21 protein-coding genes and 1 pseudogene are annotated in these 20,314 nt (G+C 71.4%); 12 read left to right on the top strand and 10 right to left on the bottom strand.

The annotated features are described in order from the left end of the window. Window positions 1–8 precede the first annotated feature (8 nt). Window positions 9–1,406: an IS30 family transposase gene (locus J0911_RS20060; RefSeq protein ID WP_207277277.1), complete on the bottom strand. Its 1,398-nt coding sequence runs from the start codon at window positions 1,404–1,406 to the stop codon at window positions 9–11. Window positions 1,407–1,449: 43 nt separating this feature from the next. Here J0911_RS20060 and J0911_RS20055 point away from each other — a divergent pair. From J0911_RS20055 to J0911_RS20045, 3 genes and pseudogenes are all read left to right on the top strand, one after another. Further along, a pseudogene (locus J0911_RS20055) lies at window positions 1,450–1,743 on the top strand (integrase core domain-containing protein); the annotation flags it as partial. Window positions 1,744–1,846: 103 nt separating this feature from the next. Continuing rightward, window positions 1,847–2,548 carry a DUF6348 family protein gene (locus J0911_RS20050; RefSeq protein ID WP_207277276.1) on the top strand — a complete coding sequence of 234 codons (702 nt, stop codon included), beginning with the start codon at window positions 1,847–1,849 and terminating at the stop codon, window positions 2,546–2,548. A 126-nt stretch (window positions 2,549–2,674) separates the two neighbouring features. Then, window positions 2,675–2,908 (top strand): hypothetical protein, encoded by a 234-nt coding sequence (locus J0911_RS20045; RefSeq protein ID WP_207277275.1) that lies wholly within the window; start codon window positions 2,675–2,677, stop codon window positions 2,906–2,908. A gap of 408 nt (window positions 2,909–3,316) precedes the next feature. Here J0911_RS20045 and J0911_RS20040 read toward each other — a convergent pair whose 3' ends face one another. Then, entirely contained in the window at window positions 3,317–3,493 is a 177-nt protein-coding gene (locus tag J0911_RS20040) for a tyrosine-type recombinase/integrase (protein WP_307865193.1), read from the bottom strand. A 294-nt stretch (window positions 3,494–3,787) separates the two neighbouring features. Between J0911_RS20040 and J0911_RS20035 the strand changes: the two genes are divergently transcribed. The 4 genes from J0911_RS20035 to J0911_RS20020 all read left to right on the top strand — a co-directional run bounded on the left by J0911_RS20035 (window position 3,788) and on the right by J0911_RS20020 (window position 6,762). Further along, entirely contained in the window at window positions 3,788–4,726 is a 939-nt protein-coding gene (locus J0911_RS20035; protein ID WP_207277274.1) for a hypothetical protein, read from the top strand. A gap of 60 nt (window positions 4,727–4,786) precedes the next feature. Beyond that, window positions 4,787–5,449 carry a hypothetical protein gene (locus tag J0911_RS20030; protein WP_207277273.1) on the top strand — a complete coding sequence of 221 codons (663 nt, stop codon included), beginning with the start codon at window positions 4,787–4,789 and terminating at the stop codon, window positions 5,447–5,449. 34 nt (window positions 5,450–5,483) lie between these two features. Beyond that, window positions 5,484–6,137: a hypothetical protein gene (locus J0911_RS20025; protein WP_207277272.1), complete on the top strand. Its 654-nt coding sequence runs from the start codon at window positions 5,484–5,486 to the stop codon at window positions 6,135–6,137. Between the two features lie 118 nt (window positions 6,138–6,255). Further along, on the top strand, window positions 6,256–6,762 hold the full coding sequence (locus J0911_RS20020) for a DUF421 domain-containing protein (protein ID WP_207277271.1): 507 nt from the start codon (window positions 6,256–6,258) through the stop codon (window positions 6,760–6,762). A gap of 14 nt (window positions 6,763–6,776) precedes the next feature. Here J0911_RS20020 and J0911_RS20015 read toward each other — a convergent pair whose 3' ends face one another. After that, window positions 6,777–7,436: a M15 family metallopeptidase gene (locus tag J0911_RS20015; protein ID WP_242637045.1), complete on the bottom strand. Its 660-nt coding sequence runs from the start codon at window positions 7,434–7,436 to the stop codon at window positions 6,777–6,779. An 88-nt stretch (window positions 7,437–7,524) separates the two neighbouring features. Here J0911_RS20015 and J0911_RS20010 point away from each other — a divergent pair, with 88 nt between their 5' ends. The 4 genes from J0911_RS20010 (at window position 7,525) to J0911_RS19995 (ending at window position 10,829) form a co-directional block, all read left to right on the top strand. Beyond that, on the top strand, window positions 7,525–8,205 hold the full coding sequence (locus J0911_RS20010; protein WP_207277270.1) for a response regulator transcription factor: 681 nt from the start codon (window positions 7,525–7,527) through the stop codon (window positions 8,203–8,205). Continuing rightward, window positions 8,202–9,371, top strand: a complete 1,170-nt coding sequence (locus J0911_RS20005) for a sensor histidine kinase (RefSeq protein ID WP_242637044.1) — start codon at window positions 8,202–8,204, stop codon at window positions 9,369–9,371. The genes J0911_RS20010 and J0911_RS20005 overlap by 4 nt, the downstream gene beginning before the upstream one ends. Window positions 9,372–9,748: 377 nt before the next feature. Beyond that, entirely contained in the window at window positions 9,749–9,892 is a 144-nt protein-coding gene (locus J0911_RS20000) for a hypothetical protein (RefSeq protein ID WP_207277269.1), read from the top strand. A 319-nt stretch (window positions 9,893–10,211) separates the two neighbouring features. Beyond that, window positions 10,212–10,829: a dihydrofolate reductase family protein gene (locus J0911_RS19995; RefSeq protein WP_207277268.1), complete on the top strand. Its 618-nt coding sequence runs from the start codon at window positions 10,212–10,214 to the stop codon at window positions 10,827–10,829. Between the two features lie 68 nt (window positions 10,830–10,897). Here J0911_RS19995 and J0911_RS19990 read toward each other — a convergent pair whose 3' ends face one another. The 6 genes from J0911_RS19990 to J0911_RS19965 all read right to left on the bottom strand — a co-directional run bounded on the left by J0911_RS19990 (window position 10,898) and on the right by J0911_RS19965 (window position 16,597). Continuing rightward, a complete protein-coding gene (locus tag J0911_RS19990) occupies window positions 10,898–11,542 on the bottom strand; it encodes a DUF1775 domain-containing protein (protein ID WP_207277267.1) in 645 nt (214 codons plus the stop codon). Continuing rightward, the gene (locus tag J0911_RS19985) at window positions 11,539–13,245 is read right to left on the bottom strand and encodes a copper resistance CopC/CopD family protein (protein ID WP_207277266.1); all 1,707 of its coding nucleotides are present in this window, start codon (window positions 13,243–13,245) and stop codon (window positions 11,539–11,541) included. The genes J0911_RS19990 and J0911_RS19985 overlap by 4 nt, the downstream gene beginning before the upstream one ends. Window positions 13,246–13,254: 9 nt before the next feature. Continuing rightward, window positions 13,255–14,034, bottom strand: a complete 780-nt coding sequence (locus tag J0911_RS19980) for a YcnI family copper-binding membrane protein (protein WP_207277265.1) — start codon at window positions 14,032–14,034, stop codon at window positions 13,255–13,257. A gap of 110 nt (window positions 14,035–14,144) precedes the next feature. Beyond that, window positions 14,145–14,681 (bottom strand): hypothetical protein, encoded by a 537-nt coding sequence (locus J0911_RS19975; RefSeq protein WP_207277264.1) that lies wholly within the window; start codon window positions 14,679–14,681, stop codon window positions 14,145–14,147. A gap of 62 nt (window positions 14,682–14,743) precedes the next feature. Next, on the bottom strand, window positions 14,744–15,610 hold the full coding sequence (locus J0911_RS19970; protein WP_207277263.1) for a GNAT family N-acetyltransferase: 867 nt from the start codon (window positions 15,608–15,610) through the stop codon (window positions 14,744–14,746). Window positions 15,611–15,697: 87 nt separating this feature from the next. Further along, on the bottom strand, window positions 15,698–16,597 hold the full coding sequence (locus J0911_RS19965) for a ketopantoate reductase family protein (RefSeq protein ID WP_207277262.1): 900 nt from the start codon (window positions 16,595–16,597) through the stop codon (window positions 15,698–15,700). A 167-nt stretch (window positions 16,598–16,764) separates the two neighbouring features. Between J0911_RS19965 and J0911_RS19960 the strand changes: the two genes are divergently transcribed. Further along, complete coding sequence (locus tag J0911_RS19960; RefSeq protein ID WP_207277261.1) at window positions 16,765–17,529, top strand: DUF427 domain-containing protein; 765 nt, start codon at window positions 16,765–16,767, stop codon at window positions 17,527–17,529. An 18-nt stretch (window positions 17,530–17,547) separates the two neighbouring features. Here J0911_RS19960 and J0911_RS19955 read toward each other — a convergent pair whose 3' ends face one another. Further along, window positions 17,548–20,208, bottom strand: coding sequence for a bifunctional FO biosynthesis protein CofGH (locus tag J0911_RS19955; protein ID WP_207277260.1), 2,661 nt, complete (start codon window positions 20,206–20,208; stop codon window positions 17,548–17,550). Between the last annotated feature and the right edge of the window lie 106 nt (window positions 20,209–20,314).

The following is a 20,314-nucleotide window of genomic DNA, read 5'->3' as shown; positions in this document are numbered from 1 at the left end:
GGGCGGATTCAACTGGTCGTCGCAACAGGTTGCTGTTCGGTAGATCGTAGGTGCTCGTTCCAGGCTTCGGTGGGAGTTCGCCAGCCGAGTCTCTTGCGGGGTCGTGTGTTGAGGGCGTGGGCGACGGCGGTGAGGTCGGCGGCGCTCCAGCGGGACAGATCGGTGCCTTTGGGGAAGTACTGGCGCAGTAGCCCGTTGGTGTTCTCGTTCGTTCCTCGCTGCCAGGGGCTGCGGGGATCGGCGAAGTAGACCTTGAGGCCGGTGTCGATGGTGAACTGCGCGTGGGCCGACATCTCCTTGCCGCGGTCCCACGTGAGTGATCGTTTCAGGTCGTCGGGAATCGACGCCAGCGCCTGGGTGAGGGCCTTGTTCATCGAGAGGGCGCCGTAGCCGGAGAACGCGGGGCCGTTCTTGGCGATGGGCTGCTCGCGCCAGCCTGCTTCTCGAGGGAGGTGAACGAGGGTGGTGTATCCCGTGGTGCGTTCGACGACGGTCCCGATCGCCGACCGGTTGATGCCGATGATCAGATCGCCCTCGTGGTGGCCGGGGATCGCCCGGTCTTCGGCTTCGGCGGGCCGCTTGCTGAGGAGTGTGTCCTCGCTGACGTGGGCCCAGGCCGCCCGCTTGGAGCGGGCACGCGGCATCCGCAGGGCTCGGCCGGTGCGCAGGCAGAGGATGAGTTCCCGCTTGAGCCCGCCCCTGGCCTCGATGAACAGCGCCTGGTAGATCGCCTCGTGGCTGATCCGCATGGACTCATCATCGGGGAAGTCGACCTTGAGGCGGTGGGAGATCTGCTCCGGGCTCCACGCGTTGACCCACCGACGGTCCTGGCGGTGCGGCTTGTTCAGGCCCTTCCACGCCCGCTCCGTAGGGCCGGCGACGATCTGGCCGCTCGGCATGCGGATCTGCCCTGAGAGCCGCTCTTCGACGTACTCGCGCAGCCGCTGGTTCGCCGCGAGCTTCGCCGTCTTGGGCCGGCGTGCATACATCTCGGCTTTCCACTGAGCCACTGAGGCCCGGTAGTCGAGCTTGCCGCCCCTGGTCGCCGCGTTGCGGCGCAACTCCCTGGAGATCGTCGACGGGCTCCGCCCGAGCGTGGCGGCGATCTCGCGCACACCCTTACCGAGCGCGTTGAGGATCGCGATCTCCTCACGCTCCGCGAACGAGAGATACCGACCCGACGCAGCAGGCCAGGAATACGGCGTCATGCCGCCAGCGTGCCGGAACCACCGCTGCCCCACGGCCTGCGCCACGCCGACCGCCTCCGCCGCCTCTCGAGGCAACAGACCCGTGGCGATCTCGTCCCAGAACTGCCGCTCCACGACACGAGGAAGACTCGGCGCCCCTGGCGACTTCAACGTCCCACGTCCCGTAACCTCCCGCACCCAAGCCGACGATCGACCCATGACACCCTCCTGACCTCGGGTGTTGCAACCACCAGTTGAGCCCGCCCAGTTCCGGGCTCGACGCACCCAGAAGGCTCTGGCCCGCCACCACCTGGTCGGGTCGATGGGTCGCGTGGCGTCCTCAGCCGACAACGCCGCGATGGAGTCGTTCTTCTCGCTGCTGCAGAAAAACGTCCTGGACCGCCGTCCCTGGCCAACACGCCAGGACCTGCGGATCGCGATCGTGACCTGGATCGAGAAGACCTACCACCGCAAGCGACGACAAAGATCACGCGGCCGGCTCACACCGATCGAGTTCGAGACCATCTACCCTGCAAACCTGACCCAGGCTGCCTAACCCCACCTGTCACCTATCCGTGCAGCAGACCCTCGCGTGCCTGTGGTCGGTCGCATCAGGGCTCGGGCCGGACAGCTGTCGGTCCTGCGCTACCGTTCCCGCCGTGACCAACAATCCGGGGATCTCGCTTGCTGCCAAGACCGAGCTGCTGGCCACGGCGCTCCACGAGAGCCGAGGAGGCGGGTGGACGATCACCGAACCTGGCTTCGTCCGCGGCCCGGGTTCTACGGCGGTGGCGATCCAGCCCGACGACTCCGGGACGCCCTCGCACCTGGACCTGGAGTTCATCTTGAACGTCGACCGCCGCGAGGAGACGTCGGTCGTGGACTGCGTCACCGGCGTCGCGAAGGACCCGTTCGACGCCGTGCGGCATGCGATCTTCCAGTGGCTGCAGACGACCGGTGCGGCGGTGTTCGAGCTGTTCGAGCAGCAAGGTGAGATCGCCGGCCACTTCTCCCATGATGACCCGCTCGGTGTCCCGGGTTGGCACACGATCGGCGGGAACGCTCTGGGATGGGGGTATGGAGCAACAGACCATGCCGTACGTGACTGGATGGTGGCCAACCCGCCATGGGTTCCGATCGCGGAGGACCTCAAGTCGGGTCTGGACCGTGAGCAGTTCAACGGGATCAAGCTGTACATCGCCTCCAGCGAGACCTTCACGACCGCCGAGGTCCGGATCAACGGACAAATCCATGAACCGTCAAGCCAGGCGCTGGCCGTGCTGGACTGGCCGCGGACCGTCGACCTGTCCGTCGGGCGGACCTACCTGCTCCTCCTGCACGGCGACACCACGACCAGCTGACCGGCGATGAGTTTTGATCTGACGGTGCTCGCGACAGCGCCTGGCACTTCCGATGAGGACGTTCGCGCCCAGGCGCTGCGCTGCGGCGAACCTGATCACCCCGAGGGGGACCTCGATCCTCGAATCGTGGCCTTCTACGACGACTTCCGCGCCGCCTTCCCCGACTCCGGTCCGGGGTCGCGTCGCGACGACACGCCGTGGGCGTCCGCACCGCTCGGACTCGGGATCGATCACGTGTCGATGAACCTCCGCCACGGCCCAGCCGGCGACGTCATCGGCCTGATCCTCGAACTGGCCGCGCACCATGACCTCGTGATCTACGACCCGCAGAGTGACGAAGTCACGCGGCCGACCGGGTGAGGCGCCCAACCACCCAGTCGGCTTCCTCAGGGAGCACCGCGAGCGAGCGCACGCCAGCCCGGCTCACCCCTGCTGAACCGGACGGTCGTGCTCCATACCGTGAGCGCACCGGCGCCAACCGACCAGGCGCCTGGAAGCCACGGCTCGACAGCCCTGCCAACCTGCCCGAGACCACCTGAAGACCCTTGCCGAGAAAGCCCGACACCGCGCCACGGACACCCATCCACCCAGCAGCCGACCAGCAGCATCCACCCGATTCGAAGTGACACGGTTCCCGACACGATTGCCGCCCTTGAGACGCGATCTGACACGGTTCCAGCGACCCCCACCGCCCACGGTTGCCCACCGATACCCGCCCGTGGGCGCGCTGGACCCGCGCGACGCGAGAACGGCAGGATCCAGCCGTTCTCACGGCATGAACAGGGCGCACGACCGCCCACCGGCTACGTCGGCCGCAGTGCCGAGGAAACGCAGGTATCGGTTCGTCGTGGCGATCGACTCGTGGCCGCACCATGCCTGCACCGTGCCGGAGTCGACTCGGCGGGCCAACCACAGGCAGGCCGCTGTGTGCCGGAGGTCGTGCACACGGCGGCACGCGGCAGCCCATCACCAGGAGAATGTCCGCGCGGCGTTCGTCGCGGTCCTCCCAGATGAGGCAGGGCTCTCCCGCCAGGAAGCGACCCGTGGACCGGCAACCATGATCGAGCAGTCGCCCGATGCCGTTCGACTGAGGGTCGGACGGACCCCGATACCGACGCGGACGGGGAAAGGTGCCCATGGCGGGCCGGCCTGTTGATCTGGTTTCCTTGACGTGACCAGCGGATACATCCTGATCCGCCAGGCAGAACGTACACACGTACCAACAGTGGGGAGTCGTGCGTGAGCGGCAACTTGTACGGCGCCGACATCGAGGCGTTGCGGGCACTCGCTGACCGGATCGCTCAGGGCGGCGAGACCTTGAACGGCGTGGTCGGCATCGTGGAGGCCGCCATGCCTCATCCGGAGCAGTGGAGCGGCCCGGACGCCGAGATCTTCCGGGACGAGTGGTACGGATCCCACGGCCCGCTGATCACGGCGACGGCCCAGGCGCTGGCCCAGGCCGCCGATACCGCACGCGGCAACGCCGACGACCAGGCCGAGACGTCCGAAAGTCTGGCAGGTGGCGGCGGCATCGGCAGCGGCGGCGCGACGAACCCGTTTTCCGGGAGCTCCGTGTCGTCCACGGCAGCCCTTTCGGTGCATGACTGGCGCAGCGACGTCCCTGTCCCCTCGGAGTGGCTCCAGGACTTCGCGGACGGGATGGGAACCGCCTCCACGGTCGGCGGTTTCATCACCGACGCCCTGGAACTCCAGGAGGACTGGGCGGGCCCCGCCGGAGTGGCGAACAACTTCCTGGTCGGGGTCGGGATCCTGAGCGACTCCTATACGACGGTCGACTCCGGGATGGCCTTTCTCCGCGAAGGTGGCTCCGACAACTTGTACGAGGCCGGAGACGGGTTCGTCGCAGCAGCTCTCGCCGCCGGGACCCTCGGCAGCGGCCCCGCCGCCCCGATCTTCGCGACCGCCGAGACGATCTGGGGCGGCGCAAGCAACGTGAACAGCGCCATATCGGATAAGCCTCTCTCGCAGAACCTGATCGACTACGGCAACCCCTTGGGCCTGGGATTCATGGCAGTGTCCGACACCACGTTCTCCGAGCACTTCGCGGAGGCGGCCGATGTCGTACTCGACCTGTCTGCGGGCACCGCAACCCAGGACGACGTCCAAGGAGTTCTCGACGACGTCCCCTTCGGCGTCGGTGGCCTCCTCCGGTTCTGACGGCGGTGGTTCCACCAGGCATGCCGGATGTGAGCGACCTACCGAAAGAAGGACATGACGATGCCCGATGAGACAGCCGCCGTCGCACCACAGGACAACGCGGGCACGAGCAGCGCCCGGATCGATCTGTCCTCGGTCGAGCTCTTGGCGCTGGTCTCCATGCGCAGCAACGCGGCGACGGATCGTGCCCGGGCGATGCTCGGACTGCCCGAGGACGGACTCGATTCACCGCTCGCCTCGGCAGGTGTCAGTTCCCTGCTCGTTCGGCAGCTGGCCACGGCGAGTCAAGGCAGGCTCGCCCCGCAGGGACCGGCGAACGTGATCGCGAGGACCCTGATGGACGCGCAGGAGTGGACAGAGGCCATCGGAACGACCGGCGACGCGACCAACGTCGCCGCGGTGGTGCGCTCCGCGGACGGGACCGTGCTGTTCGAGCCCAGACCGTACAACGTGTGGAATGTCTGGCCGATGCCACAGGACGATCCACTCCCCGTGATCGGTGCCCGGTTCGTCGAGGCCACCTTCGGCAACCTGCCGGCAGACAGGCCTTTCACCGGAAGTGTGCGGGTGATCGACGACGACAGCACGACACGCTCGGCGGTCGTCACCGTGACCGAGGACGAGTCGTGGACCCTGGCGAGCGGCCCGGGCGGCGAGCTCTCCACACCCGCCCCGACCGCGCCCGACCCGACTTTCCACATACTCGCCTCGAGCCTGGCGTGACGTCGGCGGCGGCCGCAGAGACGAGAGGAACCCCATGACGAACCAGACCTCCCCACCGGACGTCCGGAAGACCATCTCCGGATTCACCGCGTTCGAGATCGCCGCGCTGTTGTCGTCGGCAGAATCGGATGCCGCGCTCCGCACCGGGCAGATGATGCATCTGCCCGACGTCGAAGCCGACTCCCGCGTCGTCGGGATCGGGATGAGCACACTGATCGCCCGCGGAAAGATGCGGACCGACGGCAGGGTTCGCCCGGTGGACGATGCGGCGGCCCTGGTCGGAATCTGCGGTAGGGCGACCACCTGGATCGAGGTCACGACGATCGCCGACGAGAAGACGTCAGTCGCCCTGTTCGTCTCGGCCGCCGGAGGAACCGTTCTCCTGGAGCCCGCACCGTACGGGATCTGGGCTGCCCTGCCGGTCAAGGCCGGTGTCGCGATCGGGCGAGCGGCCACCCGCTACGTGAGCAGTACGCGCGAAAGGACATCGACGCCTTCGTACGGTGCGAGCTTCAAGCTGACGCGATCGAGCGGCCCGGTTCGTACGGCTGCTGTCAAGATCGATGGCGAAGGGGCGTGGCGCCTGCAGGCCGGCGAGCTCGACAAGCCGCAGCCACCCCGGACGATCGGTGCCGACCCGACGTTCGCCGTACTCGCCGAGGCGGTGGGCCTAGGAGTGGACCGGTGATGTCCACCCGACCGCGCGGTCGGGTCGCGCGATGCGAGTGATCAGGCGACGTCCTAGCGTGGAGCGGTCAACCGGCTGAAGCCCAGCCAGCACGCCGACGGGCGCCGAGAGGAGAGGCATGTGGTTCGACTCCTGGAGTGACCTGCTGCGGGTGGTCGCGGTGGGGACGGCTGCGTATGTCGTCCTGGTGGTGGTGCTCCGGCTGTCGGGCAAGCGCACTCTCGCCAAGCTCAATGTCTTCGACCTCGTGGTCACCGTTGCCCTGGGCTCGACCTTGGCGACCATCCTGCTCAGCGCGGATGTCGCCTGGGCCGAGGGGGCCGTGGCCTTCCTCGTGCTCGTGCTGCTGCAGATGCTCGTGTCCTGGAGCACCTCTCACGGTGGGCCCGGCCGGTCCTTGGTGACGGCGCGTCCGACCACTGTGCTGCGTGACGGTGTGCTGGACGAGGCAGCGATGACGGATCAGCGCCTCACCGCGGCAGAGATCCGGCAGGCGGTGCGCGGCACCGGCGCCGGCGGGTTCGATCAGGTCGCTCGGGTGGTGCTGGAGACCGATGGGACACTCAGTGTCATCACCGTCGGCAAGCTCGGAGACCGTAGCGCTCTGGAACCCGAGGACCGATAACGGCTCGTCCCGGCTCAGCCCTCGGCGTCCTCCCGCATGGGCGGACAGGTTCCTCCGGGCCGCGTGAGGAGTTCGAAGTGCCAGATCTCGTTCGCGTACACCTGGCACAGGCCGTAGTCGGTGCCGTGCTGGATCAGCCAGTAGGCGCCCTCGGTGGGGCCGATGTCGACGGCTTCGCCGCTGACGTGCTGGGACGTCTCCGCATCCGCGACGGTGCGCCGGGCCTCGGCAGCGCCCTTGTTCCGGACCGCGTCGTCGTACAGCTTCTGCTGGTAGGCAGGGCTCCGCCATCCGCTCGTGATCCAGAAGTCGATGTCGGCGGTGTCGGCGTCGTCCGCGGCCTGGCGCACTGCGGCACGGAGCGCGGGGTCGAGGCGGGTGATCGCGGGGAGGTCGTCGTCGGGCGCGGCCGTGCCGCCGGGGATGTCTCCGCCGGCTTGGCCGGTCGATCCGCTCGGCCGCGGACTGGTGTCCAGCACGTCCCGGGCCGCGAGGACCGCCGGACCCGCGGCGCGCTCGATCAGGGGGTAGGCAGCGGCTGCTACGAGAAGGGTGACGGCCGCCATGAGCAGGATGACGGTCACACGTCGCCTGCCACGCCTGCCGCTGTGAGTCGGGCTCGCCCCGGCACGGGTGTGGGCGGCCTGGAGGCGTTCCTGAGTGCTCGTGTCCATGACACGAGGACACCGGAGACGATGTTGCGAGAGCGTCTTCGGTTCTCGATACGCTGCCGATAACTCGCTCCGGGTAGCGTCTGAAGGCATGCGCGTGCTGGTGGTGGAGGACGAGCCCTACCTCGCGGAGGCGATCCGCGACGGGCTGAGACTGGAGGCGATCGCCGCCGACATCGCGCACGACGGCGCCACCGCGCTGGAACTCGTCACCCTCACCGCGTACGACGTGGTGGTGCTCGACCGTGACATCCCCGAGGTGCACGGCGACGAGGTCGCGCGCCGGCTCGCCGCCGAGCACGCGGGTGTACGGATCCTGATGCTGACGGCCGCCGGTGAACTGACGGACAAGGTGGCGGGCTTCGAACTGGGGGCCGACGACTACCTCACCAAGCCGTTCGCGATGCGGGAACTCGTGGTCCGGTTGCGGGCCCTGGCCCGGCGTCCCGAGGCGGCGTCCCCTCCCGTGCTCGAACTCGGTCCGGTGCGCCTGGACCCGTTCCGTCGCGAGGTCTACCGCGACGGCCGGTACGTCTCCCTGACGCGCAAGCAGTTCGCTGTGATCGAGGTCCTGATGAACGCCCGCGGCGGGGTGGTGAGTGCGGAGGAGCTGCTCGAACGCGCCTGGGACGGGAACGCCGACCCGTTCACCAACGCCGTCCGCATCACCATCTCCACGCTGCGCAAGAGCCTGGGTGACCCCTGGCTGATCCACACCGTGCCCGGCGTCGGGTACCGGTTCGGCGAGCGGCCCGAGGGTGAGCGGCGATGAGCCGGCCGGTGGCCGTGGCCCGGCGGCGCCCCGGCATGTCGGTGCGCCTGAAGCTCACCCTCAGCTACGCGGGGTTCCTCGTGGTCGCCGGGGCGGCGCTCTTCGCCGGTCTGCTCGCGGTGCTGCGGTTCGTTCCCGACGAGAACCTCTACGTGTACGACGGCGGCTTCGCTCCGAACCGCTCGGACCTGCTGGAGGTGGCCGTCCCGACGTCGGGCGCGGCCCTGGTCTTTCTCGCAATCGTCGGGCTGGCGGGCGGGTGGGCCCTGTCCGGGCGGATGCTCGCGCCGCTGGACCGCATCAGCCGGGCTGCCGCGCTTGCCGCGGACGGCTCGCTCACCCACCGGGTCGCGCTCGAAGGGCCCGACGACGAGCTGCGCCGGCTCGCCGACACGTTCGACGTCATGCTCGAGCGCCTCCAGCACGCCTTCGACGAGCAGCGCCGCTTCACCGCCAACGCGTCGCACGAGCTGCGCACGCCCCACACCGTGACGAGATCCCTGCTGGAGGTCGCGATGGCCGACCGCGAGGGGCGGGACGTCGACCGGCTCCTGAGCCGGCTGCACGAGACCAACGAGCGCTCGATCGTGCTGGTGGAGTCCCTGCTGCAACTCGCCAGGCTCGACCACGACGAACTCCCCACCGAGCCGACGGACCTGTCCGACGTCGTGCGCGAGGCCGTCACGATGCGGGAGACCACGCCCACCGCCGCGCCCGAGGCGGCACCCGCTGCCGCCCGCGGCGGAGCAGAGGCGGCCGGGCCGGAGCCGGAGCTGGCCACCGCGCTCGACCCGGCGCCTCTCCAGGGCAACCACGTCCTTCTCGTCCAGCTCGTCGCCAACCTGCTCGGCAACGCCGCACGTCACAACCTCCCGGCCGGCGGTCGCATCGAGGTCCGCACCGGGCTCGACGCCTCGGCCCGCCCCACCCTCGTGGTGGAGAACACCGGCACGGTCCTCGACCCGGCCCTCGTCGCCACCCTCACCGAGCCCTTCGTCCGCGGATCCGCGCGAACCCGGGGTCAGGGCCGTCCGGCCGGAAGCGGTCTGGGCCTCGCCATCGTCGGCTCCATAGCCCGCGCCCACGCCGCGCACCTGGTCCTCCGCCCCCGGCCCGGCGGCGGCCTCGTCGTGGACGTGACGTTCGAGCGGCCCGGCCCGGCTTGAGCGCACTGCCCGCAGTTCACCTCAGCGCCGCGGTCCGTCGCCGAAGGCGTGTGACCTCTCGAGGCGAGCACGTGATGTCTCCGGCCGGGGTGTTACCCGAGCGCACGAGCGGACATATCAAGACGTGAGCAGATTACGAGGACTTCCCGGCGGTAGATTCTCAGGTGGCTCGACGGGGACCCCGCGCTCATGCGGGAACTGCGGTCCGGCAGCACGGCCGGCGCACTGGGAAGCGCGTCCTGGGACGGTGCTTGCGTCCGGGCGTGACCTTCGCACCCCGTCCCCGGAGTCTGGCCCGCTAACACAAACCTCAGGTTCGTGCCTATTATGCCTAATATCCATTTCATATTGTCGCGCCCGGGTCGCGTGGTTAACGTGTGAAACGCGAACGCGCCACTGCTTCGCTCGCAGGGCTCTCCTGCGATTCCGAATTCTGGAAGGAACCCTTTATGTACGGCAACAGCCTCATTGACTACATCCTGTGGGCCCTGCGCGAGATCGTCGCGACGATCGGGCTCTGAGCTGCCATGACGCGCTCGCTCAGCGCTGATCTCCGCTGACGGCGGGTGCGCGGCACCACGAATCCCGTGCGCGGGCGCCCGCGCACGGGATTCGCTGTTGCCAAGGCCGGGGAGTGCATTCTTCTCGGAACACCCGAGGCGTCCTGTGGGCTCTTGCCTCTGTCGTGATTTCGGCATTCCCGGGCCGCTCGTCCGGAGGCCGTCGTTCCGCGACCCGCGCGAAGGTCGCGCCGGCCCTCGTGTCGAGAGACCGCACCCGGCTCCGTCCTAGGGGTGAGCGCGGCACACCGGGTGCCGCGCCCTGACATCGGAGGCATCCATGAACGCACCGTCCACCACCCCGGCCCGCCGTGTCGTCGCGAACATCGCGCTGACCCTCGACGGCTGCTACCGCGGCCCGGGAGGCCCGGCAGACCTGGCCGCGATCGTCCCCTACGCCACGACCGACGTCGCACGCGACCACCTGGCACGGTTCGTGGCCACGTCGACGACGGCGGTCCTGGGCCGCTCCAACGCCGAGGGCTTCCTCGGATTCTGGCCCGGGGTGATCGAGGCCGAGGGCGCCGATCCCCGTGACGTGGCCTACGCCCGGTGGCTCGTCTCGGCCGAGAAGGTCGTCTTCTCGACGACGCTGACCGAGGCGCCGTGGGAGAACGCGCGGGTCGTGAACGCGCCCGCGGCCGACGTCGTCGCGGAGCTCCGGACGCGCGGAACCGGCGACATCCTGGTCAACAGCAGTATCAGCGTCATCAAGGCGCTGCTGGCCGCCGACGCGATCGACCGCCTGGAGATCCTGCTCGTACCGGAGCTGGTCGGCGGGGACGCGCGGCTCTTCGAGGAAGGGCTGCCCGCGTCCAGCTGGTCGCTGGCCCGGCAGGCGGCCGGTGACCGCGGGGAGCTCAGCCTGACCTACGACCGAGTCCGCCCGGCGGCGTGAGCCCCACCGGCCGGCAGCGCGACCTCGCTCTTCGCCGCGGGTCCGGCGGAGGCGGATCGTGGCCGGCGTCAGGAGACGCGGCGGCGCGCGACGAACCAGCCCCCGCCCACCCCCGCGACCGCGGCGGTGACCACCACACCGGCGACGAGCGGACCCGTCCCGACCAGACGCACGTCGGCGGGCTCCGACATCGATCCCGCCGGCGCCTCGGCGAGCGTCGCGGCCGTGGCGACGAAGGTCGGCGCGGGGTGGTCCCCGGCGGGGTCGGTGTCGGTCCACTCGTAGGCGGCGCCCGACGGGCAGCCCTGCTCGGCCGGGAAGGAGAACGACTGGCCCACGGTGCCCGTCACCCGCACGTCGAGCGTGAACTCGGCACGCTCGCCGTCGGGCACGGGCTCGCCCTGCCAGTGCACGGATCCCGGCTGGACGTGGGCGGTCCAGCCGTCGGTGGGACCGGCCGCGAGGGCCTCGACCCCGTCGGGCATGGTGACGTGCAGCGTGTCGGTCGGCTCGCCCTCGCAGCCGTGGTCGAACGTGAACGTGAGGGTCGTGGTGCCGTCGCCGTTCGGCTCGACCGTCTCGATCAGGACGTGCGCCGCCGCGGGCGCAGCGGTCAGGAGGCACAGGACGCCGGTGGCGAGGACGGCCAGCAGGCGCTGCACGCCGAACCGGAGCGGCCTTGGTCGTGTGCGGCGGGCGATGGGCGTGCTCACGATGTCACCTCGACAGGAATGTCCACGATCGGGTTCTCGTACTTCGACGTCCGCACGCTCAGCGTGACGGTCCAGCTCCCCGGCATCGTCAGGTCGAGGGTGGCCTCGTACGTGCCGGGTCCGGTCTCGGTGAGCGGATGCGTGAAAGGTCCGATGGCCGGATCGGCGAGCGTGGTCGTGAGTTCGGGAGGCGAGACGGGTTCGACCGGGGCGCCGTCACCGTCCAGGAGTACGACCTCGAGCGAGTTGACGCCCACCCGTCCCGGCGTGACGCGCGCCTGGAGCGTGCCCTCACCGAGGTCTTCCGTCACGTCCACGGTCTCCGGGGCGGTGGCGACGTCGTCGGCAGCGGGCGACACGGGGCTGTTCGAGACGAGAACGCCCGTTGTCACCAGGACGACGCCAAGGAGCACGGCCTCGGCGGCGACCGTCCGGCCGAGCCGGCGCCGCGCGACGGCGCCGGGCGAGCCCGCCGTGGCCGGCCCGCGCTCGGCGACCGCGGCCGCCGGCACCAACCGGTACCTGTTCCAGGCGGCGATCGCGACGACGCACAGGGCAAGTCCCGTCTTGACCAGCAGCGTGCGCCCGTAGTCCGTACCCAGGAGGGCGTCGGCCGTGCCGACGACGCGCCAGCCGAGCGTCACCCCGGTCAGGGCCAGAGCCAGTACGAGCCATGCGCCGAGCGTCGAGAACCGCGCGACGGTCACCGCGGCGCGCCGCGGTTCCAGCTCCGCCGAGGGTGCGAGGACGAGCGCCAGCCCGACGACGCCGCCGAGCCACACCGCACCGGCCGAGACGTGCAGGACGTCCGACGCCAGGACGAGCCAGGCGGGACCGAAGGTCCGGGTGTGCCCGACCACCACAAGCGCGCCGAGCGCGAGGGCCGCCCCACCGAGCGCGAGACCCGCGGGCCAGGCGGCACGGGTCTCCCGCCCGGCCCGCGGTGCGGCGAGCGTCGCCGTGACGAGCCCCGCGAGGCCCAGCCCTCCGGCGACGGCGGTGTCGGACCCCATGCCGGCCGCCCACGTCGCGGGGGCGACGACGGCGCCGAGCCCGGCTCCGGCCTGCCAGGCCGAGGTCAGCGGGATCGCGGCGGCGAGGGCGACGCCCGCGACCACGAGCCCGATGCGGCGCAGGCGCTGGAGCCGGCGCCGGAGTGCCGCCGCTGCGCCCGGCGTCACCTGGAGCACGAGCAGTTCGAAGACGACCAGCCCGGCGACGAGAAAGGTGCCGGCGTACCCGGCGGCCTGGTCGATCGCGCGGGTGGCGACGAGCGCGGCCGTCGGCTCGGTCACCGGGACGTCCACGCTCGTGTCACTGGGCGCGCCGACGGAGAACGAGAACGCGCCGGCCACGGGGTGGGTGTCGAGCGAGACGACGCGCCAGCTGACGACGTAGGTGCCGGTGCCGAGTGGTCCGTCGGGCGTGATCACGACGGTGTCGTCGACGGCGACGGCCGTCGCGGCGACGGCCGAGCCGTCCGCGGCGAGCACGGTGGTGCTCTCGGCGACCACCCGGACGGGCTCGTTGAAGGTGATCGTGACCTCGTCGGGCGGCGCGTCCAGGACGGCGCCGTCCCGCGGGTCGGTGCCGACGAGAACGGCGTGGGCCGCGGCCGGGCCGCCCGTGAGGATCACGAGCAGTCCGGCCACGGCGCCGACGACGGCCGCCATCGCCCGGCACCAGGGTCCGGGGCGGGGCATCGTGCGACCTCAGCCCTGGGCGCGGGACCGCAGGAACGCCAGGAGGCCGAGCACCAGGCCGCCCGCACCGAGCAGCAGCGCGACCCAGGTGAGGGCGGGTGTGCCCGCCTCGGTGCCGGTGCTGCCGGACGCGTCGTCCTCGGAGGCGGCGGACACGTTCTCCGCGTCCGCGTCCGCGTCCGCGTCCGCGTCCGCGTCCGCGTCCGCGTCCGCGTCGCCGTCGTCGTCGGAGGCCGTGGCGGCGTCGCCGCCGCCCTCGGCGGCGGTGAGCACGAAGGACGGTGCCGGGTAGTCCAGCTCGTCGCCGCTCTCACCGTCCTCGGGCACCTGCACCCAGGCGGCCTCGCCCTCCTCGCACTCCTGGACGGCGGGGAAGACGAGCGTCTCGCCCTCCGCCTCGGGAAGCTTGAGCGACAGCTCGAACGCGTCGCGCAGGTCGTCGGGCAGCGGGGTCCTGGCGGTGTAGACCACCTCCGCGACCCGCTCGGTGTACTCGCCCCCGTGGCCGTCGTCGACGGGCTCGTCCAGGTCTTCCATGACCTTCTCGACGTCCCAGTTCGGGTTCACGCTCGGAGTCACCGTGATGACCTGTTCGGGCATCTGGATGGAGACCTTCTCCGTGGAGGAGCCGTCACATCCGTGCGGGATGCTGAGCGTGAGCAGGGAATACGCTCCGGCGGCGGTCGTGCTGGGGGTCACGGTGACGTGGGCCGAGGCGGCGGTCGCGCCGGTGACGACGAGGCCGGCGGTGAGCGTGGTCGCGCCGAGGGCGCGCAGGATCGTGCGCATGGTGAAGCCTTTCGGGAAGAAGTGTGCGGATCACGCCCGGCACCTTCTCGACGGCGCGGCGTGACCGGCCCGGCGTCGCGAGGGCGACGCCCGGTCGGGGTGGTCGGAGGTCAGGCCGCCACGGGCGGCCCGCGTTCCCTGACCAGGCGGCCCGCGAGCAGCGACCGCGGTTCCCGGAGGATTCCGTGCGGTGAGGGTGCGCCGGCGACCACGATCCGCGGCCTGCCGGGGAGGCGCCGACCCGTGAGCCACGCCCACAGCCGCCACACGAGTGCTTCGCCGTGCCGCAGGACACCGGCGACGGCGAGCGTCGCCACGGCGTGAGCCGCGATCATCCAGGGCGCCGGCCCCGCGTCCGCGTGGTGCGTCTGTCCGGGGGCGACCGACAGGATCACGCACTGCTCGAACACGACATGCAGCAGGACCTGTCCCGCACCGAGCGACCCGAGCAGCACCGGCATCGCGAGCTCACCCCGGGTGAGCGGCCGGACCGCCACGGCGGTCAGCGCGGTGAGGACGACGAGCGGCACGGTGCCGGGGTACGCCCCGCCGGCCGCGACGTGGGAGCTCAGGGAGAGCCCGACCGCCACGGCGGCGAGCAGAAGCACCCGCAGTCCGCGGAGCGCTCCTGTCCCTGGCGACGTCACGGGTGAAACAGTAGCGCTCGAAAAGCCCCATAACGACAGGTCGCGTGGTATGGACGTCGGAACTAAACGTTCCGGCAACGGTCCCATCGCTCGGCGAGGCGTTCGAAGCCGGCCGCCTCGTAGGTGGCCACCGCGCCCGGCTGCGCCGTCGGCGTGCAGACGAACGCGCTCGACGAGCCGAGCTCCCGCAGGGCGGCGGCCGCCGCGACCGTGATCGCCGTGCCGTACCCGCGACGGCGGTGTTCCGGCGACACACCCATCGGCTCGATCAGCCCCGGCCTTCCCCGCCCGGCCGACCACACCGTCACGGCCGCCACCGCGGCGCCCGCGTCGTCGTACGCGACCAGGCAGCGGGCGTCGGAGTAGAGCGGCCCCGCCGCCATCGCGTGCCAGCGCTCGTCCGTGAACGTCGAACCGCCGAACGCCGCCCGTTGCACGGCGGCCCGCTCCCGGGCACGCTCCGGCCCGATCACCGTGACGCGCACGCCGGGGCCGGGCACCGGATCCGTCAGGTCGCGAAGCAGCGGGGTGAAGGGCTCGTCGCTGCCCCAGCCGTCGTCGCCCAGCAGCTCCTGGACGACGGCGTCCGGCGGCGTCTCCACGATCGCCTTGCCCGGCATCAGGACACCTCGTTCGGGATCGCTCACGTCGGCGACGATCCGCCGGGCCAGCTCCTCGTCCCGCCGCGCGTCCGGCGCCGTCGTCAGCCGCAGCAGCCTGGGCCCGTCCAGCAGCCCGACGGCGAGGATCCGGCCCGCCCGGCTCCAGGTCCGTACCGCCGCCGCCGTCGCGACGGCACCGAAGCGCCAGAACCATCCGAGATCACCGGGATGCAGCTGGACCGGCGTCCCCTCGCCCTGCCATCGCCGCAGTGCGGCCACGGCGTCGCCCGTCTCGTTCACCCCTGGCCTGCCCAGCACGATCGTCATGCCGTCGATCACACCGAAAGAGCCGGCGATCCGCACGTCCTTTTCGGCGCCGCGCGACGACGCACCGCGGCCGGCCGTCCGTGCCCGTCAGTTCCGACCGGGGAGTCGGGCGCCGATCCTGGTGACGAGGTCGTCCAGCACCGGTGTGTCGATGCCGTGCTCCACGGCCCGGCGCTGCACGGCGCCGCCGATGGCGTCGAGCTCGCCGGTCCGGCCGGCCTCGATGTCGGCCTGCAGGGAGGAGCGCATCGACGCGGGGAACCCGTCCAGGATGCCGTGCAGTTCCTCGCCGGTCGTCGGCACGCCCTCCGCGGTGGCGACCGCCGCGATCTCGGCGAGGAGGCCCGTGGTCACGTCCGGATCACGCCGCAGCGCCTCCCCGATGGCGGTGGACCAGGCGGACGTCAGCACCGCGAGCGGCGCGAGGAACCGCAGCTTCTTCCACAGCACCTCCGCATCGGTGCCGCCGGTCGCCACCTCGATGGGCGTGTCGCGCAGTGCCGCGACGACACCGAGCCCGGCGGCGTCGTCGGGCACGACCACCCGCAGCAGGTCGCCACGGTGCCGGACCAGGGGCGGGCGCTCCTCACCCGCGCCGGTGCGGAGCGTCTCACCCGCGATGGTGCCGCCGACGACACGCTCACCGGGCAGCGCCGCACGCAGCACGTCGAGGTGGTCCAGGCCGTTGAGCAAGGACAGCACCTCCGCGGGGCGGGTGCCGGAAAGCAGGTCGGCGGCGTCGACGATGCCCTCCGCTTTGACGGCGACCACCACGCGGGCACCGTGCGGGACGTTCGTGGCCGCCGGGAGCGGTGCGTGCCAGGTGCCGAACCGGTCGGTCTCGACGTCGAGGCCGTGCCGGTGGATCTGAGCCGCGGTCCGGTCGCGGGCGACCACGACGACGTCGTGCCCGGCCTGCTGCAGCATGGCGGCGACGAGGCCACCGATGGCGCCGGGACCGATGACGGCGATGGGGGTGTCAGACATGGGTCAATGGTAGGGAGCCGGCCGGGGTGCGCGGCGCCCTTGCGGCCCGACCGGAGATTCCATCCCGTGCGAGGGAACAAGCGCGGCGGTCCACCGGGTTGCGAGAGATGCGCGGCCCGTGACGAGGACCGCCCGCCCAGGATCGGCCCGCACGAGAGGTGACGAAGATGCCCGAGATCGTCGACAGTCCGTTCGTGATCGCCCCGGGGACGGTGCAGCGGGGACAGACCCGGATCCGTGCCTTCAGCGAGGGTGAACTCGTGGTGGACGCGGTCAGCCCGCTGCTCGTCTGGGAGCACCCGTACTTTCCCCGGTACTTCTTCGCTCCCGCGGACCTGGAGGCCGAGGTGCGCCCGGCCGCCGACAGCGCCCGGCCCTCCAAGGCCCTCGGTCCCGTCGAACCGTTCGACGTCGTCGTCGGTGGCCGTACGCTGCCCGGGGCCGCGCAGCGCTACCCGGAGGCCCCCGTCGAGGCCGTGCGCGAGGCGTACGCCCTGACCTGGACCGCCTTCGACACCTGGCTCGAGGAGGACGAAGTCCTGCACACCCATGCGCGCAGCCCGTACGTGCGGATCGACGCGCTGCCGTCCAGCCGCCACGTCCGGGTCGTGGTGGGCGGGGAGGTCGTCGCCGAGTCGCACCGGCCCGTCGTCCTGACCGAGACCGGGCTCCAGCCCCGCTTCTACCTGCCGCGCGTCGACGTGCGGATGGACCTGCTGACCCCGACCGACACCGCGAGCCACTGCCCCTACAAGGGGGAGGCGTCGTACTGGACCGTCGACGCCGGCGGCACGCAGCTCGTCGACGTGGCCTGGGGGTACGACACCCCGCTGCCGGAGTCGACGCGGCTCGCCGGTCTGGTCTGCTTCTGGCCCGAGAAGACCGCCGACCTCGAGCTCTACGTCGACGGCGAGCGGGTCGGCCGGCCGTAGGCCCGCGCGGCCGCGAGGTCAGACCCGCCCGTACGTCGTCGTCCGCTGACGGACCGGACGGCCGATGCCCGCCGCGATCTCCTCGAGTTCCGCGACCGTCTTGGCCGAGCCGTGCTCCGAGCCGGCCATCCGCGAGATCGTCTCCTCCATCAGCGTGCCGCCCAGATCGTTCACGCCGGCACGCAGCACGCGGCGCGTCCCGTCCACCCCGAGCTTGACCCAGCTCGTCTGGATGTTGTCGATGCGGCCGTGCAGCATGATGCGTGCCATCGCGTGTACGGCGAGGTTGTCGCGCGCCGTCGGCCCGGGGCGGGCGACGCCGGCGAGATAGATCGGTGAGCTGTTGTGCACGAACGGCAGCGGGACGAACTCGGTGAACCCGCCGGTCTCGTCCTGGACGCGGGCGATCACGCGCAGGTGCTTCACCCAGTGACGCGGGTGGTCGACGTGGCCGTACATCATCGTGGAACTGGACCGGAGCCCGACGCGGTGCGCCGTGGAGACGACCTCGATCCACGTGCTCGTCGGCAGCTTCCCCTTCGTGAGGATCCAGCGCACGTCGTCGTCCAGGATCTCCGCGGCCGTGCCGGGGATCGTGTCGAGCCCGGACTCGCGCGCCTTGATGAGGAAGTCCTCGAAGCTCAGCCCCGTGCGGGAGGCGCCGTTGACGATCTCCATCGGGCTGAACGCATGCACGTGCATGTCGGGCACGCGCTGCTTGACCGCTTGGACGAGGTCGAAGTACCCGGTCGCCGGCAGTTGCGGGTCGATGCCGCCCTGCATGCACACCTCCGTGGCGCCAAGGTTCCAGGCCTCCTGCGCGCGGTCCGCGACCTGGTCCAGCGACAGCGAGTAGGCGTCGGCGTCGGTCCGGCGCTGCGCGAACGCGCAGAACCGGCAGCCCACGTAGCAGACGTTGGTGAAGTTGATGTTCCGGTTGACCACGTAGGTGACGTCGTCCCCGACGGTGTCGCGCCGCAGGTGGTCGGCCAGCTCCGCGACCCGGTCGAGCAGCTCGCCCTCGGCGGTCATCAGCGTGAGCGCCTGATCGTCGGTGAGACCGGCCGGATCCCGCTCGGCCGCGTCGAGCGCGGCCTTCCCCTCGCGGCCGATGCCCGACGACGGCGCCGGGCGCGCGGCACTCCCTGACGCCCCGGCACCGGTGTCGTTCGCGGGTGCGACCACGCCATCCTGCGTGGTGGTCGCGGTTTCACCGCGCGACGTGGCGTGGTCGTCGCCGGCCTCGGCGAGCGACTCCGCATGGTTCCGGTCGGCCACCTCGTCGCGGAGGCCCTGCCAGTCGCCGTAGACCGCGTCGAAGTCGGTGCGGCGGTCTGTGGTGCGGCCCTCCGTGTCGACCGTCTCGTGGAGGTCCGTGCGGCCCGCCGCGACGAAGCCGCCGTCGGGCTCCTGCCACGGGAGGCCGGATGGCTTGACGCCCGGCCGCGCCAGTCCGTCGTCGTCGGCGAGGGCGGCGACGTGGGCGCTGATGCGCGGGTCGAGCCACGGCTCGCCCTGCAGGACGTACTGCGGGTGGACGGTGAGCCGTGGGCGCAGCGTGAAGCCGTGCTCCTCGACGGTCTCGCGGAGGCGGTCCAGCGACGGCCAGGGGCGCTCCGGGTTCACGTGGTCCGGGGTGAGCGGGGAGATGCCGCCCCAGTCGTCGATACCGGCGTCCAGCAGGGCGGTGCACTCGGCCAGGTCGACGAGGTTCGGCGGGGCCTGGATGCGTGCCTTCGGGCCGAGCACGATCCGGGTGACCGCGATCGCGGCGCGGTACTCGTCGAGGGGGAGGTCGTCTCGGTGGCGCATCGCGGTGTCGGGCTTGGCCCGGAAATTCTGGACGATGATCTCCTGGAGCGCGCCGTAGCGGCGGGCGGTGGCGCGCAGCGCGAAGATCGTCTCGGCGCGCTCGGTGAGGTTCTCGCCGATGCCGACCAGCAGGCCGGACGTGAAGGGGATCGAGAGCCGCCCGGCGTCCTCCAGGACGCGGAGCCGGACCTCGGGGTCCTTGTCCGGCGAGCCGAAGTGCGCCAGGCCCTTGGTCTCGTACAGCCGCCGGGAGGTGGTCTCCAGCATCATCCCCATGGACGGGGACACGGGCTTGAGCCGGTTCAGCTCCTCCCAGGTCATGACGCCGGGGTTGAGGTGGGGGAGGAGGCCCGTCTCCTCCAGGACGCGGACCGCCATGGCGCGCACGTAGGCGAGCGTGGAGTCGTAGCCGCGCTCGTCCAGCCACTGGCGAGCCTCGGGCCAGCGGTCCTCGGGGCGGTCGCCGAGCGTGAAGAGCGCCTCGAGGCAGCCCAGCTCGGCGCCCTCCGCGGCGATGGCGACGATCTCGTCCGGTGACAGGTACGGCTCGCGGCCCTCGCGTGCGGCCTGGCCGGGCGTCTCCACGAACGTGCAGTAGTGGCAGCGGTCACGGCACAGGCGCGTGACGGGGATGAAGACCTTGGGGGAGTACGTCGTGGCGCCGGGGCGCCCCGCCTCCACCAGGCCGGCGTCACGGACGCGCGCCGCGACCGAGCACAGCCGGTCGAGTTCCTCGCCGGTGGCGGCGAGCAGCGCGGTGGCTTCCTCGACGTCCAGCGTGGCGCCGCGCTCGGCGCGGGCGAGAGCGCGGCTGGTCTGCCGAGGAGTCGGGGGTGCTGGGACCTGGGCCACGATCTCGTCGTCCATGGTGAGAACCCTAAGAGATCCCCGAGGCCCGGCGCCCGCCGGCAAGCCCGGCCGCCTCGCTGCGCGGCGGGGAGATGCGGTCGGTCCCTTGTCGAGTGGTCGGTCC

Source organism: Myceligenerans salitolerans (assembly GCF_017349295.1).
In the GTDB taxonomy this organism is placed as follows: Bacteria; Actinomycetota; Actinomycetes; order Actinomycetales; family Cellulomonadaceae; genus Myceligenerans; species Myceligenerans salitolerans.
The sequence above is the reverse complement of the archived record's forward strand: the minus strand, read 5'-3'. Positions and strand labels throughout refer to the sequence as shown.